Here is a 15,523-nt window from a genome sequence, read left to right on the forward strand (position 1 = left end):
GCTGTCTCAGCGGGTGACCGCGTCCTGCTCGGCGTCCGGCGACTCCGCGGCCGGCGGTTCGTCCGGGCGGCCGGTGCCGAGGACGAGCGCCGCCAGCAGCACCACCGCGCAGACCACGCCCAGCATCACCCGGTAGTCGAGAGCCGCGATCAAGCTGGCGCCCACGGCGATGGAGGCGACCTGCGGCACGGTCACCCCGAACTCGAACGCGGCGAAGACGCGTCCGCGCAGATCCTCCGGGGTGCGCCGCTGGAGCGAGGTGGTGGCGCCGATGACGATCCACGGCGCCGCCACGCCCAGCACCAGCATGCCCGCGATGACCACCGGGGCGATCGGCACGGTCAGCAGCAGGCTGCTCGCGCCGACCATGACGAGCGCGACGACCACCAGCCCGCGCTCGCCGGCGCGGCGGATCACCCCGCCCGCGAGCGCGCCGCCGGCGATGGTGCCGACCGCCTGCGCCCCGGCGAGCACGGCGAGGAAGGTGGCCTGGCGCGCCAGCCCCTCGGTGACGACGGCGATGGCGATGGACTCGAAGAAGCCGATGACGAGCATCGTGAGCGCGCAGGCGATGACGAGCCTGCGCAGGTTGGCGGCGTCGCGCAGGAAGCGCAGCCCGCCCGTGGTCTCGGCTATCAGCGACTGGCCGGTCCTGGTGGGGCGCGGCTCGGAGACCCGGATGAGGAGTACGGCCACGGCCGCCACGACGAAGACCACCGCGTCGATCACCACGACGACCTGGGCGCCCTGCCAGACGAACACCCCGGCGCCGATGATCGGGGCGAACACCCGCAGGAGGCCGCGCATCGCCTGCACCGTGCCGTTGGCGTCGCCGAGCTGGTCTTCCGGGACGACGGCGGGCAGGAGGGCGTTCTGCGCGGGTCCGGTGACGCTGCCCAGCGCGCCGTACAGGAACATGATCACGTAGACGAGCCAGACGTCGTCCCGGTCGTCGACCAGCAGGAGCAGGAGGACGACGGCCGCCGAGGACAGGTACGAGGCGGCCAGGAGCGGGCGGCGGCGGAAGCGGTCCACCAGCAGGCCCGACAGGGGTAACACCAGGCTGCCGCCGGCGAAGGCGAACATGACGAGCCCGGCGGCCGGCGTGCTTCCCGTGAGCGTTTTCACCCAAATGGCCATTGCCAGGAATAGCGCGTAGTCGCCGAGATTGGAAAGCACGTCACCGAGAATGTAGAAGCGCATCTGCGGGCGCTTGAGTAGTTGCGCCATTTTCGGCTCTCTTCCCATCGCGGCTGCTTATCGGGCGTCACTGTAACACCGGCCGGAGGCGGCCCGGCCCAACCTGGCGCGAACTTGCCACCTTGCCGTCCCCCTGCTCGTGGCGGGGCGCGACCCCGGGATAGCTTCCTGCTCAGCACGCGGAGTTTCGTGGAATTCCCACTCTTGCGAATTGGCGTGGTCCACATGGAAAATCAGATATTCGAGGCCGCGGAACGGCTCGCGGATAAACTCGACGTCCCTTCCGGTGCGGTGGTCGCGGCGGCCGGGCTGGTGGTGCTCGCCCGCCGGGCCGGCGCTGATGAGCTGAGCGGTGAGATCTGCGGGCACGAGGTCCGGCTGCCGTGGCGGGCGCCCCTGAGCGCGGTGGCCGGTCACGCCGCGGCCGTGCCCGGGGTGGCCGGTCCTGTGGTGCCGGTGAGCGCGGGCGGGCGGACTGTCGTGGCCGACCTCGGCGCCCGCTCCGTCGAGGCGGAGCCGCTGCTGCGCGGGCACCTGGCCGCCGTCCTCGCCGCGGATGCCGAGCAGCCGGCGGGGCGGGCGTGGCTGTGGGGTGAGGAGGACGAGCGCGTCGTCGCGGGCGCCCACACCGAGCGCGCCTGGGACACCGACCGCACCGTGGCGTCGATGATCCGGGAGCACATGGTCTCCCGGCCCGGCGAGGTGGCCGTCGAGCAGGGTGGCGAGGTCGTCACGTACCGGCGGCTCGGCGAGCTGACGGCGGCCGTCGCCGCGGGCTTCGCGCGGGCCGGGGTCGCCCGGGGCGACCTGGTCGGCATCGGCCTGCCGCGCCGGATCGAGACCATCGCCGCGCTGCTGGCCACCTGGTCGCTGGGCGCAGGGTTCCTGCCGCTCGACCCGGCGCACCCGCCGCTCCGGCTGGGCCGCCAGCTTGAGGCGGCGGGAGCGCGCTTCGCGGTGCTGCCGTCCGGCGTCGACGTCCCCGGCTGCGTCCAGCTCAGCCTGGACACCGGCGCCGGAGCCGCGGTCGCACCGCCGGACTTTCCGGTGGAGCACGACGGTGTCGCCTACGCGCTGTCCACGTCGGGTTCCACCGGCACGCCGAAGGCGGTCGCCATCCCGCACGCCGCGCTGCGGCACTGCGTGGGCGCCATCGCTCACCTGATCGGCGCCGACCGTCCGCGCGTCACCTGCATGGCCACGCTGACGTTCGACATGTCGACCATGGAGATCTTCCTGCCGCTCGCGACCGGCGGCCGCCTCCTGCTGGTCGGCGAGGACCTGCAGCGGGACCCGGAACGGCTGGCGGCCTGGCTCTCCGGCAGGCGCCTGGACCTGGTCCAGGCCACGCCCACCACCTGGCGGATGACCGTGCCGTACCTGGAGCCGGGCAGCCTGGCCGGCGCGGACGTCATCGCGGGCGGCGAGGCGCTCAGCGCCGCCCTGGCCGCCGGGCTGCAGCGCACCGGAGCCCGCGTGTGGAACGGCTACGGGCCGACCGAGACCACCATCTACACGGTCCTCCATCACGTGCCCGATCCGCCGGCGGACCCGGTGCCGATCGGCAGGCCGCTGCCCGGCATCCGCGCCGCCGTGCTCGACCAGTGGGACCGCGCGGCCCCCGTCGGGCAGATCGGCGAGCTGGTGCTGAGCGGCCCGCAGCTCGCGCTCGGCTACGTCGGCGACCCGGCGCGGACGGCCGCCGTCTTCCAGGAGCATCCCGGCCTGGGCCGGGTGTACCGGACCGGCGATCTGTGCGCGTGGCGCCAGGACGGCACGCTGGCCTACCACGGCCGCGTCGACCACCAGGTGAAGCTGCGCGGCCAGCGCGTCGAGCTGGAGGAGATCGAGGCCGTCGCCGAGCGGCACCGGCAGGTCGTCAGGGCGGCGGCGGTGGTGGTGGAGCACGGCGCCAACGACAAGCGGCTGGTGCTGTACGCGCAGGCGGACGGCCTGCGCGGGGCCGAGCTGCGGGAGCACCTGGAGCAGTGGCTCCCGCGCGCGCTGATGCCGCAGCACGTCGCGATCCTGCCCGCCCTTCCCCTGACGGGCAGCCAGAAGATCGACAGGTCCGCGCTCCAGACGCACGCGGAGACCCTCGTGGAGGCGCGATGAGAATCCTGGGTATCAGTGGCCTGCACGACTCCGAGGAGTTCAAGCGGCGCGAACTGCCGGGGCTGTCGGAGCGGGAGTACCGCATCAGCCAGGGCCGCGACTCGGCCGCCGCGCTGGTCGTGGACGGCCGGATCGTGGCCGCCGCGGCCGAGGAGCGGTTCACCGGAGACAAGTCCACCGGGAGCTTCCCGGTCAACGCCATCAAGTTCTGCCTCGACAGGGCCGGGCTTGGCCTGGACGACCTGGACCTGATCGGCCACGGCTTCGCCCACGAGCGGTCCGAGCTGGAGTCCGGCGACGGCTACCTGGCCAGGCGCTTCACGGAGGTGTACGACCCGGAACGCCAGGTGGGCTGGTTCGCCGAGCACTTCCCCGGCGCGGCGGTGCGCTCCCGCTTCACGCCGGTCCCGCACCACCTGGCCCACGCGGCCAGCGCCTACTACGTGAGCGGGTTCGACGACTGCCTGGTGCTCGTGGCCGACGGCCGGGGCGAGACCGAGAGCCTGACCGTGCTCGCGGGGACCGGCGGCAAACTGGAGGTCCTGCACACGGTCCCCGCCATGCACTCGCTCGGCACCCTCTACGGCGTGTTCACCCTGTACCTGGGCTTCGAGATGGCTCTCGACGAGTACAAGATGATGGGCCTGGCGTCGTACGGCGACCGCACCCGCTACGAGCGCGAAATGCGGCAGCTGGTGCGCCTGCGCCCCGGCCCCGAGTTCGCCCTCCCGCTGCTGGCCCGCGACGGCGACCTGCTGCAACGCGAGACGCACCGGGGCGTGCTGGCCGTACTGGAAGAGACGTTCGGACCGGCCAGGGAGCCGGGCGGGCCGATCGAGCGGCGGCACATGGACGTCGCGGCGGCGGCGCAGGCGGCGCTGGAGAACTGCCTGCTGCACGTGCTGCGGCACTTCCGCCGCCAGACCGGGCTGCGGGACCTGTGCTACGCGGGCGGTGTCGCGCTCAACTGCACGGCCAACGGGCTCATCCTGCGCAGCCGCCTGTTCGACCGGGTCTTCGTGCCGCCGGGCGCGGGCGACGACGGGACGGCGGTGGGCTCGGCGCTCTACCTGCACGCGACGCGCAAGCCGGAGACGCCGATCCAGCCGATGCGGATGCCGTACTGGGGCACCGCGTACGAGTCCGGCGAGATCGCCGAGCACCTGGCGGCCAGGGAGGACGTGCGGGCCCGGCGGGTGACGGACGAGGCGGAGCTGCTGGCGGAGACCGCCGAGGCGCTGGAGCGGGGCGAGGTGGTGGCCTGGTTCCAGGGCGGCATGGAGTTCGGCCCGCGCGCGCTGGGCTGCCGCAGCATCCTGGCAGACCCGCGCGAGGCGCGCATGCGCGACCACATCAACAACCTGATCAAGAAGCGGGAGGACTTCAGGCCCTTCGCCCCGGTGGTGACCGAGGCGGACGCGTCGACGTTCTTCGAGATCGGGCGCGGGCGGGAACGGCAGTACGCGCACATGCTGTTCACCACGCGCACCCGCCCCGAGCACCGCGACCGGCTGGGCGCCGTCACCCACGTCGACGGCACCGCCCGGGTCCAGGCGGTCGGGCCCGACGCCAACCCTCTCCTGCACGGACTCCTGGAGGCCTTCGGCGCGCGCACCGGGATGCCCGTGCTGCTGAACACCTCGTTCAACATGCGCGGCCAGCCGATCGTGCGCACGCCGCGCGAGGCGGTCGACACCTTCCTGCGCGCGGGCCTGGACCGGCTGGTCATCGGCGACCACGTGGTGCTGCCGGGGGGCACGTCGTGAACCGCGCGACCACGCTCCCGGCCGACGTCGCGCCGACCGTACGGCCCCGCTACGTCCGCGGGCACCTGTCGGCCGGCCTCTCCGTCCCGGCCGCACCGGGGACGCCCCTGGCCTGGCTCGCGGCGGCGGCGATGGCGTTGATCGCCGCGCCGGACTCGGACGAGGTCACGGTGGGCACGGTGGGCACGGTGGGCGCGGCGGACGCCGGGCTGGTGGCACTGAGATCCGCCGTGGGTCCCGGCACCCGGCTGAGCGATCTGCTGAGCTCCGCCTCGCGCGACGGCACCCGGCTGAGCGCAGACCGGGACGACGAGCCCCGGGTGCTGGTGGCGGCCGGGATCGGGCGGGCCGAGGCCCAGCGGGTGGCACTGGAGCTGCGTGACTGCGACTGCGTGTTCCTGCTGGCCGACGCCGCGGACGGCTGGCTGCTGGAGTGCGACTACGACGCCGACCGCTACACCGAGCCGGCGATGCGCTGGCACCTGGACCGCCTGGAGACGCTCCTGCTGCTCCTGGCCGAGGAGCCGGACGCGCCGCTGGCGGATGTGGTGGTCGCCGCCGAACCGGTGGCGGCGCCCCGGGACTGGGACGAGATCCCCTACGTCGCCCCGCGCACCCCCACCGAGCGGAAGCTGGCGGCCATCTGGGCCGAGGTGCTGGAGGTCCCCAGGGTCGGCGTGGACGACGACTTCTTCGCCGTCGGCGGCCACTCCATCCTGGCCGCCATGGCCCTGAGCAGGATCCGCGCGGCCTTCGGCGTCGAGGTGCACTTCGACGAGCTGTTCACCGCCCCGACGCTGGCCGCCTGCGCCAAGGTCGTCGAACGCGCCGCGGCCGGCCCGGCCCGCCCGCTGACCGGCGCGTCCGGGCCCGCCGTGGCGTCGCTGGAGCAGGAGCGCCTGTGGTTCCTGGAGCAGTGGCGTCCCGGCACCGCCCTCTACAACGTGCCGCTGGTGCTGGAGCTGACCGGACCGGTGGATCCGGGCCGGCTGGGGGAGGCGCTGCAGCGCGTGGCGGGCCGCCATCCGGCGCTGCGCACCGCGTTCGAGAGCGTGGACGGCCGGCCGCGGCCGCTGACCCGCGACGCCGAGGTGCCGTGGCGGCGGGAGGAGGCCGACGACCGGGCGCACGCCTGGCGGCTGGTGCGCGAACACGTCGCCGAGCCGTTCGACCTGAGCGTCCCGCCGCTGATCCGGGGCGGGCTGGTCAGCTTCGCGGCGGACCGGCACCTGCTGTACCTGTGCATCCACCACCTGGCCGTCGACGGCTGGTCGCTGGGTCACCTGCTCGACGACCTGGGCGCGGCCTACCGCGGGCTGCCGCTGCCGCCGCCGGACGGGTTCGGCTACGCCGACTACGCGGCCTGGCAGCGCGGCCGTCCCGTCGCCGACGACCTGCGATGGTGGCGCTCCTACCTGGCGGGGCTGCCGCCGGTGCTGGAGCTCCCTGGTGACCGGCCGCGCCCGGCGGTGCAGAGCTTCCTCGGCGGCACCAGACGCCGGGTGCTGCCGCCGGACCTGGCCTCGGCGCTGGCGGACTTCGCGCGGTCGCGCTCGGCGACCGTGTTCGACGTGGCGCTGTCGGCCTTCGCGCTGCTGTTGCGCCGCTGGACGGGACGGAGCGACCTGCCCATCGCCACCCCGGTGGCGGCCAGGCCGCTGCCCGAGCTGGAGCCGCTCGTCGGCTTCTTCGTCAACACCCTGGTCGTCCGCGCCGACGTGGGCGGCGACCCGAGCTTCGCGCAGCTCGTCGAGAGGGTACGGCACAGCGCGACCGCCGCGCTCGGCCACCAGGAGCTGCCGTTCGCCCTGCTGGTGGAGGCGCTGCAGCCGGAGCGGGCGCTGAGCCACGCGCCGGTGGTCCAGGTGGCCTTCGCGCACTACCGGCCCTCGCATCACGACTGGGAACTGGCCGACGGGCTGGCGGCACGGCTGCGGCACGCCGACACCGGGACGGCCAAGTTCGACCTCACGCTCACCCTGCACGAGGCGCCGGGGGAGATGGCGCTGGAGGTCGAGTACGCCGCCGACCTGCTGGACGAGGCCACGGCCGACCGCCTGGCCGGACAGTGGCTGGAGCTGGTGCGCGGGCTGCTGGCGGCGCCCGGGGAGCCGGTGTCGCGGATCGGCTCGCTGCCCGCCGACCAGCGGCGCCGGCTCACGAGCTGGTCCCGCGCCGCTGACGAGACGCACCGGCCGGCGAGCCGGGTCACGATCCCGGAGCTGGTCGCCCGGCAGGTGGCCGATCGCGGCGACGCGGTGGCCGTCTCGGCGGGTCCCGTCAAGCTCACCTACGCCGAGCTCTGGTCCAGGTCGGGAGCGCTGGCCGCGCGCCTCGGCCCCCGCCGGGGACAGCTGGTCGGCCTGGCCTGCCACCGCGGCGCCGACCTGGTCGTCGCCATGCTCGCGATCCTGCGCGCCGGTGCGGCGTACGTGCCGCTCGACCCTTCCTACCCGGCCGCCCGGCTGTCCTTCATGGTGGAGGACACCGGCGTGGGCACGCTCGTCGGCCACCGCGACCTGCTCGCCGCGCTGCCCGGGACGGGAATCGAGACGATCCCGATCGACGGTGTGGCCCCGGCGACCGCGCCCGAGGTGCCGATCCGTCCCGAGGACGCCGCCTACGTCATCTACACCTCCGGTTCCACGGGCCGGCCCAAGGGCGTCGTCGTCCCGCACCGCGGCATCGCCCGCTTGGTGAGCGGCGCCGACTACGTCCCGCTCGACACCACGACCGTGCTCGCCCAGCTGTCCAACGCCTCCTTCGACGCCATCACCTTCGAGGTCTGGGGCGCGCTGGCCAACGGCGGCAGGGTGGTCGTCGTCCCGCCCGCCGCGGTCCTGTCGCCGCCGGCGCTGGCCGAGCTGCTCAGGGCCGAGCACGTCACCACGCTCTTCCTCACCACCGCCCTGTTCAACGCCGTCACCAGCGAGGAGCCGGGCGCCTTCGCCACCGTCGACCACCTGTACTTCGGCGGCGAGGCGCTCGACGTGGCCCGGGTGGGCGAGGTGCTGCGCGGCGGGCGCGGCCCGCGCCACCTGCACAACATCTACGGCCCGACCGAGGTCACCACCTTCTCCACCTGGCAGCCGCTCGCCGAGCCGCCCACGACCCGGGGCCCCATCGGCCGGCCGATCTCCGGCACCACCGCCCGGGTGGTCGACCTGGACACCGGCGACCTCGCCCCGGTGGGCGTGCCGGGCGAGCTGTGGCTCGGCGGACCCGGCGTGGCCTGGGGCTACTGGCGGCGGCCCGGGGCCACCGCCCGCGCCTTCGTCGCCGACCCCTTCTCCGGCGAGCCGGGGCGACGGCTCTACCGCACCGGCGACCTCGTGCGCTGGACGCCCGGCGGGACCCTCGAATTCCTCGGCCGCATCGACAGGCAGCTGAAGATCCGCGGATTCCGCGTCGAGCCCGGCGAGGTCGAGCTGGCCCTGTCGGCGCTGCCCGGGGTGCGCGCCCGCGCCGTCGTCGCGCGTACCCCGCAGGACGGCCCGGTGGAGCTGATCGCCTACGTCCAGCCCGGCGGTGACACCGGGCTGACGGCCGGAGCGGTGCGCGAGGCCCTGGCCCGCGAGCTGCCCGACCATCTGGTGCCCGCCCAGGTGATCCTGGTGGACCGGATGCCGCTCGATCCCAACGGCAAGGTCGAGACGTCCTCGCTGCCCGCGCCGGAGGAGCGGCGCGCCGAGGCGGCGGCGGTCGCGCCCGCGGGCCCGGTGGAGGAACTGCTCGCCGAGGTCTGGGCCGAGGTGCTCGGCCTGGAGCGGCTGGGCGTCACCGACGACTTCTTCGAACTCGGCGGCCACTCGCTGCACGCCGTCAAGGTCACCACCCGGGCCGAGCGCGCCCTGCGCACCTCGATGTCGGTCCGCGACCTGTTCCGGCACAAGACCGTCCGGCGTCTGGCCGCCGCGTTACGCGAGGCGGATCCCGACCGGCTGGACCGGATAGCCGCCATCGTCCTGCAGGTACGGCACGCCCGCGTGGGCGCGGAGGAAGAGATCGCAGATGCACACTGACCGCGCACAGGAGCTGCTGATCGACAAGCTGCTCGCCGAGGCCGGCCTCGGCGACGCGGCCGGCGCCCCGCCGGCGGTGCCGCGCAGGCGGCCGGGCGACGATCCGCTGTCGTCCGGCCAGGAGCGGCTGTGGTTCCTCGACCAGTGGCGGCCCGGCACCCCCCTCTACAACGTGCCCGTGCTGCTGGAACTGCACGGTCCCGCCGACGTGGAAGAGCTGCGCCGTGCCGTACAGGGGCTGGCCGACCGGCACGCGGTGCTGCGCACCGCCTTCACCGTGGGCGCCGGCGGCCGTCCGCGCACGCGGGTCCACGAGCGGGCCGGCGTCCCGTGGAGCCACGAGCAGGCGTCCGCCTGGCAGGCCGCCACGGCGCTCGCCGGCGAGCGGGTCAGGGAGCCCTTCGACCTGACGGCGGCGCCGCTGATGCGGGCCGGACTGATCAGCCACACGGCGGAGCACCACCTGCTGTGGATCTCCTTCCACCACATCGCCGTCGACGGCTGGTCGCTCGGGCTGCTGCTGGACGAGCTGGCGGGCGGCGAGCCCGCCGTGCCTCCCGTCGAGTACGCCGACTACGCGGCGTGGGAGCGGGCCAGGCCGCTGGAGGACGGGCTGGCCTGGTGGCGTCAGCACCTGGAGGGCCTGCCGCCGCTGCTCGAACTGCCCGCCGACCGGCGCCGCCCGCCGGTCCAGGAGTACGGCGGCGCCACCGAGCACTTCCTTCTCCCCGCCCCAGAGCGGGTCCGCGACCTGGCCAGGGCGTCCGGCGCGACCGTGTTCGAGGTGCTCTTCTCGGCCTTCGCGCTGGTGCTCGGACGCTGGAGCGGGCGCACCGACCTGGTGATCGGCACACCGGTGGCCGGGAGACCGGCTCCCGAGCTGGAGGAGCTCGTCGGCTTCTTCGTCAACACGCTCGTCGTCCGGGCCGACCTGAGCGGCGACCCCACCTTCACCGAGCTGCTTGAGCGGGTGCGCGAGTCGTCGGCGCAGTCGCAGGCGCACCAGCAGGTGCCGTTCGCGGCGCTGGTCGACGCGCTGCAGCCGGAGCGCGAGCTGTCACACCCGCCCCTGGTCCAGGTGCAGTTCGGCCTGCACAGGCAGGAGCGCTCCCGCTGGCGGCTGGGCGCCGCCGAGGCGGTCCAACTGCCCGCCGACACCGGCACCGCCAAGTTCGACCTCACCGTCACCGTGGTCGACTGCGACGGCGAGCTGCGCGTCGAGCTGGAGTACGCGACCGCGCTGTTCGACGCCGGGACCGCGCGGCGGCTGGCCGACCAGTGGCAGACCCTGCTCGCGGGGCTGCTGGCCGCGCCCCACCTGCCCGTCTCGCACATCAGCGCGCTGCCGGAAGCCGAACGGCGGCTCATCGAAGGCTGGTCCGGCCCGGCCCGCCGGATCGAACCGGGCACGACCCTGCCCGGCCTGGTCGCCGAGCAGGTCAGGGCGCGGCCGGACGCCGTCGCCGTCACCGACGGGCCGCTGCGGCTCACCTACGCCGAGCTGTGGGAGCGGTCGGGCGCCCTGGCCGCGCGGCTGGGCTCGGGGCCGGGCGACCTGGTCGGCCTGGCCTGCCGGCGCAGCGCGGAGCTCGTCGTCGGGATGCTCGCCATCCTGCGCACCGGCGCGGCCTACGTGCCGCTCGACCCCGCCTACCCGGCGGCGCGGCTGGCGTTCATGCTGGCCGACGCCGAGCTGGAGATCGTGGTCACGCAGCGCGGCGTCGAGCTGCCGGACGGGGACCACCGCACGGTCCTGGCCGACGCGCCGGCCGCCGAGGTGGACTACGACGGCCCCGGGCCGGACCCCGGCGACCTGGCCTACCTGATCTACACCTCCGGCTCCACCGGCACGCCCAAGGCCGTCATGGTCACCCACCACAACGTGGTCAGGCTGCTGGAGAGCACCCGGCCCGCCTACGGCTTCGGCCCCGATGACGTCTGGACGCTCCTGCACTCCAGCTCCTTCGACGTCTCCGTCTGGGAAGTGTGGAACTGCCTGGCCACCGGCGGCCGGCTGGTCGTCGTGAGCCACTGGGAGAGCCGCGAGCCCGAGGCGTACTACGACCTCGTGGCCCGCGAACGGGTGACCGTGCTGAACGCCACCCCGGCCGTCTTCCGCCAGTTCGTCGGCGTGGACGAGCGCCGGGCCGCCGAGCTGGCGCTGCGGCTGGTCGTCTTCGCGGGTGACGCGCTCGACCGGGACTCGGTGCGGCGCTGGTGGCAGCGCCACCCCGAGGACGCCCCGCGGCTGGTCAACATGTACGGCATCACCGAGACCACCGTGCACAGCACCTACGCCCCGCTCACCGGTGAACTGCTGGCCGGGCGGACGAGCCCGATCGGCGTGCCCCTGCCCGACCTGGGCATCCACGTCCTGGACCGCGACGGGCTGCCGGTCGCGGCCGGGGTGATCGGTGAGATCCACGTCAGCGGCGACGGCGTGGCGCGCGGCTACTGGAAGCGGCCCGACCTGACCGCCCAGCGCTTCCTGCCGGACCCGTTCTCGGGCCGGCCGGGGGCGCGCATGTACCGCAGCGGCGACCTGGCGAGCTGGCGGCCCGACGGCACGCTGGAGTTCCACGGCCGCGCCGACCACCAGCTCAAGATCCGCGGCTTCCGCATCGAGCCGGGCGAGGTCGAGGCCGCCGTCTGCGAGCACCCCCGGGCAGGCCGGTGCGTCGTCGTCGCGCACGGCTCGCCGGAGCGGCGCCTGGTCGCCTACGTCGAGTCGCGCGGCGAGCTGAGCGTCGAGGATGTGCACGAGTTCCTGGAGCCCAGGCTCCCCGCGCACCTCGTCCCCTCGGTCGTGATCATCCTCGACGAACTGCCGCAGAGCCGCAACGGCAAGATCGACCGGGCCGCGCTGCCCGACCCCGCCGAGGAGCGGCCCGCGCTGGGCAGGGCCTACGTCGCGCCGCGCACGGAGACCGAGCGGGTGCTGGCCGCCGTCTGGGCCGAGGTGCTCGAACTGGAACGGGTGGGCGTCACCGACAACTTCTTCCACCTGGGCGGCGACTCCATCCGCAGCGTCCAGGTGCTGGCGCTGGCCCGCGAGCGCGGGCTCGACTTCGAGCTGCAGCGGCTCTTCCAGCTGCCGACCGTGGCGCAGCTGGCCACCGGCATCACGCCCGCCGCGCCGGTGGCGCGGGAGCGGGAGCGGTACGCGCTGGTGTCGGAGGAGGACAGGGCCAGGCTGCCCGAGGACGTGGTGGACGCGTACCCGATGGCGGCGCTGCAGGTCGGGATGGTCTTCCACATGGAGTCCGACGACCGCATGCTCTACCAGAACGTCGACAGCTTCCACCTGCGGGCGCCGTGGGACGAGCGCGCGTTCCGCGAGGCGACCGCGCAGGTGGTGGCGCGCCACGACATCCTGCGGACCTCGTTCCACCTCAGCGGCTACAGCGACATGCTGCAGCTCGTCCACCGCGCCGCCGAGCTGCCGATCGAGGTGGCGGACCTGCGCGGGATGGACGCCGAGGAGCAGGGGCGGATCATCGGCGAGCTGGTCGACCGGGAACGCGGGCGACCCTTCGACCTGGCCAGGCCCCCGCTGTGGCGCTTCTTCGTCCACCGGCGCGGCGACGACAGCTTCCAGTGGACGCTGGTCGAGCACCACGCCATCCTCGACGGCTGGAGCCTGCACTCCACGATCGCCGAGATCCTGGAGCGGTACCTCGCCCTGCTGAAGGACCCCGCCGCCGCGGCCGGGCCGCCTCCGGCCTCCACGTACCGCGACTTCGTCGAGGTGGAACGACGGACGGTGGAGTCGCCGCAGGAGCGTGCCTGGTGGACCGAGCGGCTGGCCGGCCTGGAGCGGCTGGAGCTGCCCCGCTGGCCGGCGGACTGCCCCGCCGAGGAGACCGCCCCGGCGTACGCGGTGGAGGACTGGACCCTCCCCGAGGGCAGCAGCGAGTTCTACGCCTGGCGCGAGACCAAGATCCCGGCCGAGCTCTGCCAGGGGCTGGAGCGGACCGCCGAACAGCTCGGGGTGCCGTTGAAGAGCGTGCTGCTGGCCGTGCACCTGCGCGTGCTCGCCTACCTGGCGGGGACCGAGGACGTCGTCACCGGCATGGCGTTCAACGGGCGGCTGGAGGAGGCCGACGGCACCGAGTCGCGCGGCCTGTTCCTCAACTCGCTGCCGATCAGGGCGCGGGTCGGCGGCACCTGGGCCGAGCTCATCAGGGCCGTCTTCGAGGAGGAGAACGCCCTGCTGCCGCACCGCCGCTTCCCCATGTCGCGGATCCAGCAGCTCGCGGGCGGCGGCCCACTGTACGAGACGCACTTCGTCTACAACCACTTCCACGTGCTCAAGGACGTGCTCGACGGCGGCGAGGTCGCCTTCGTCGACCCCAAGCTGGACGCCTTCACCACGGTCCGGGTCGAACCGACCAACTACCCGTTCGTCTGCGGCTTCCTGCGCAACCCGCGCTCGGGCACCGGGCTGCTGATGGGGCTCGACTTCCACTCCGGCGAGTTCGCGCCCGAGCAGGTCCGCCGCATCCGCGACTACTACCTGACCGCCCTGCACCAGGTCGTCGCCGACCCGCGGTCGCCGGTCGCCGCCGCGCCGCTGGCCGCCCCGGCCGAGCGGGCCCAGGTGGAACGCTGGAACGCCACCCAACGCCCGGCGCCGCTGGAGCGGTCGCTGGAAGAGCTGGTGGCGGAGCACGTACAACTGCGGCCCGGAAGCGTGGCCGTGGCCGACGGAGAGGTCCGGCTGAGCTACGCGCGGCTGTGGGAGCGCGCGGGAGCGGTCGCCGGGCGGCTCCGCGAGGCGGGCGTGCGGCCTGGCGACCTGGTGGGACTGTGCGCCGAGCGCTCGGCCGACCTGGTCGCGGCGATCGTCGGCATCCTGCGGGCCGGCGGGTCGTACGTCCCGCTCGACCCGTCCTACCCTCCGGAGCGGCTGTCGTTCATGCTGGCCGACACCGGCGCGGGCGTGGTGCTCGGGCACCGCCGCCTGCTGGCCGGCCTGCCGCTCTCCGAAGGACAGGGCATGCCCCTGGAGGACATCGCCGAGCAGACCGGCACGGTGGAAGGGACGGGTCACGGCGGCGGCGACCGGGTGGCGACCGTCGTCTACACCTCCGGCTCCACCGGCCGGCCCAAGGGCGTCGCGGTGGCGCACCGCGGCATCGTGCGCCTGGTGTGCGGCACCGACTACGTGCGGCTCGGCCCCGACAGCGTGGTGGCCCAGCTGTCGAACGCCTCCTTCGACCCGCTGCTGTTCGAGCTGTGGGGCGCGCTGCTGAACGGCGGCCGCCTGGTGATCGTCCCCAACGAGACGGTGCTGTCGCCGCCCCGCCTGGCCGAGCTGGTCAAGGCGGAAGGCGTCACCACGCTCGCCCTGGTCACCGCGCTGTTCAACTCGGCGGTCGGCGCCGAGCCCGCCGTGTTCTCCACCGTCGGCCAGGTCTACATCGGTGGCGAGCGCGTCAACCTGGCCAGCCTGCGCCAGGCGGGTCACCCCGGGCTGCACAACATCTACGGCCCGACCGAGGTGACCAGCATCTCCACCTGCCTGCCGCTGGCGGACATCCCCGCCACCAACGGCCAGATCGGCCCGCCGATCGCCAACACCCAGGCCTGGGTCGTGAGCACGACCCTCTCCCCGGCCCCTGTCGGCGTGCCGGGCGAGCTGTGGCTGGGCGGCCCCGGCGTGGCCGTCGGCTACTGGCGGCGGCCCGGCCTGACCGCCGACCGCTTCGTCGCCGACCCGTTCTCCGGCACGCCGGGGGCCCGGCTCTACCGCACCGGCGACCTGGCCCGCTGGCGGCCCGACGGCACGCTGGAGTTCCTCGGCCGCCGCGACCACCAGGTCAAGGTCAGAGGCTTCCGGGTGGAGCTGGGCGAGGTGGAGGCGTCCCTGGCCGCGCACCCGGCGGTGGCCACCTGCGTGGTGACCGCGCCCGCGGGCAGGCTTCTCGCCTACGTCCAGCCGAACGCGGCCGTCAGCGCCGAGGAACTGCTCGGCCACCTCGCCGAACGGCTGCCGGAGCACATGGTCCCCACCACCGTCATGATCATGGACCGGCTCCCGCTGAACCCCAACGGCAAGATCGACCGCGCCGCGCTCCCGGTCCCCGACGCCGACCGGCCCGCCGCCCGCACCCCCTACGTGGCGCCCCGCGACCCCGTCGAGGAGGCGATCGCGGACATCTGGCGCGACGTGCTGCAGATCGAGCGGCCCGGCGTGGAGGACGACTTCTTCGAGCTCGGCGGCAACTCGCTCGACGCCGTCCAGATCGCCTTCCGCATCCGCACCGCGTTCGGCGTGGATCTCGGCATCAAGCAGATCCTGGCCGAACCCCGCATCTCGGCGCTGGCCGTACGTCTCGCCGTGGAGCTCGACCGGCTCGTCCTGGCCCTGCCGGACGACGAGCTCGCGCGGCTCCTGCCGTCCGAGTCATGAGAGGA

General features: G+C 74.3%; 5 protein-coding genes. 4 read left to right on the forward strand and 1 reads right to left on the reverse strand.

What is annotated here, in order from left to right; genetic code table 11:
- Positions 1 to 6: 6 nt before the first annotated feature.
- Positions 7 to 1,230 (reverse strand): MFS transporter, encoded by a 1,224-nt coding sequence (locus KME79_RS02735; protein WP_187281040.1) that lies wholly within the window; start codon positions 1,228 to 1,230, stop codon positions 7 to 9.
- 195 nt (positions 1,231 to 1,425) lie between these two features.
- Here KME79_RS02735 and KME79_RS02740 point away from each other — a divergent pair, with 195 nt between their 5' ends.
- Genes KME79_RS02740 through KME79_RS02755 form a run of 4 tightly spaced genes read left to right on the forward strand, consistent with a single transcriptional unit; the run spans position 1,426 to position 15,518 of the window.
- A complete protein-coding gene (locus KME79_RS02740; RefSeq protein ID WP_219543181.1) occupies positions 1,426 to 3,315 on the forward strand; it encodes an amino acid adenylation domain-containing protein in 1,890 nt (629 codons plus the stop codon).
- Positions 3,312 to 5,081, forward strand: a complete 1,770-nt coding sequence (locus KME79_RS02745; RefSeq protein WP_219543182.1) for a carbamoyltransferase family protein — start codon at positions 3,312 to 3,314, stop codon at positions 5,079 to 5,081. The genes KME79_RS02740 and KME79_RS02745 overlap by 4 nt, the downstream gene beginning before the upstream one ends.
- Positions 5,078 to 9,103: a non-ribosomal peptide synthetase gene (locus KME79_RS02750; protein WP_219543183.1), complete on the forward strand. Its 4,026-nt coding sequence runs from the start codon at positions 5,078 to 5,080 to the stop codon at positions 9,101 to 9,103. Before KME79_RS02745 ends, KME79_RS02750 begins: the two co-directional genes overlap by 4 nt.
- A complete protein-coding gene (locus KME79_RS02755; RefSeq protein ID WP_219543184.1) occupies positions 9,093 to 15,518 on the forward strand; it encodes a non-ribosomal peptide synthetase in 6,426 nt (2,141 codons plus the stop codon). The genes KME79_RS02750 and KME79_RS02755 overlap by 11 nt, the downstream gene beginning before the upstream one ends.
- Positions 15,519 to 15,523 lie beyond the last annotated feature (5 nt).

It is taken from the genome of Nonomuraea harbinensis (assembly GCF_019396385.1).
Lineage (GTDB): Bacteria > Actinomycetota > Actinomycetes > Streptosporangiales > Streptosporangiaceae > Nonomuraea > Nonomuraea ferruginea.

Bases quoted from the DNA above. Each gene is read 5' to 3' on its own strand.
- KME79_RS02755 (WP_219543184.1), top strand. From the start codon at position 9,093: ATGCACACTGACCGCGCACAGGAGCTGCTGATCGACAAGCTGCTCGCC.
- KME79_RS02740 (WP_219543181.1), top strand. From the start codon at position 1,426: ATGGAAAATCAGATATTCGAGGCCGCGGAACGGCTCGCGGATAAACTC.
- KME79_RS02735 (WP_187281040.1), bottom strand. From the start codon at position 1,230: ATGGCGCAACTACTCAAGCGCCCGCAGATGCGCTTCTACATTCTCGGT.
- KME79_RS02745 (WP_219543182.1), top strand. From the start codon at position 3,312: ATGAGAATCCTGGGTATCAGTGGCCTGCACGACTCCGAGGAGTTCAAG.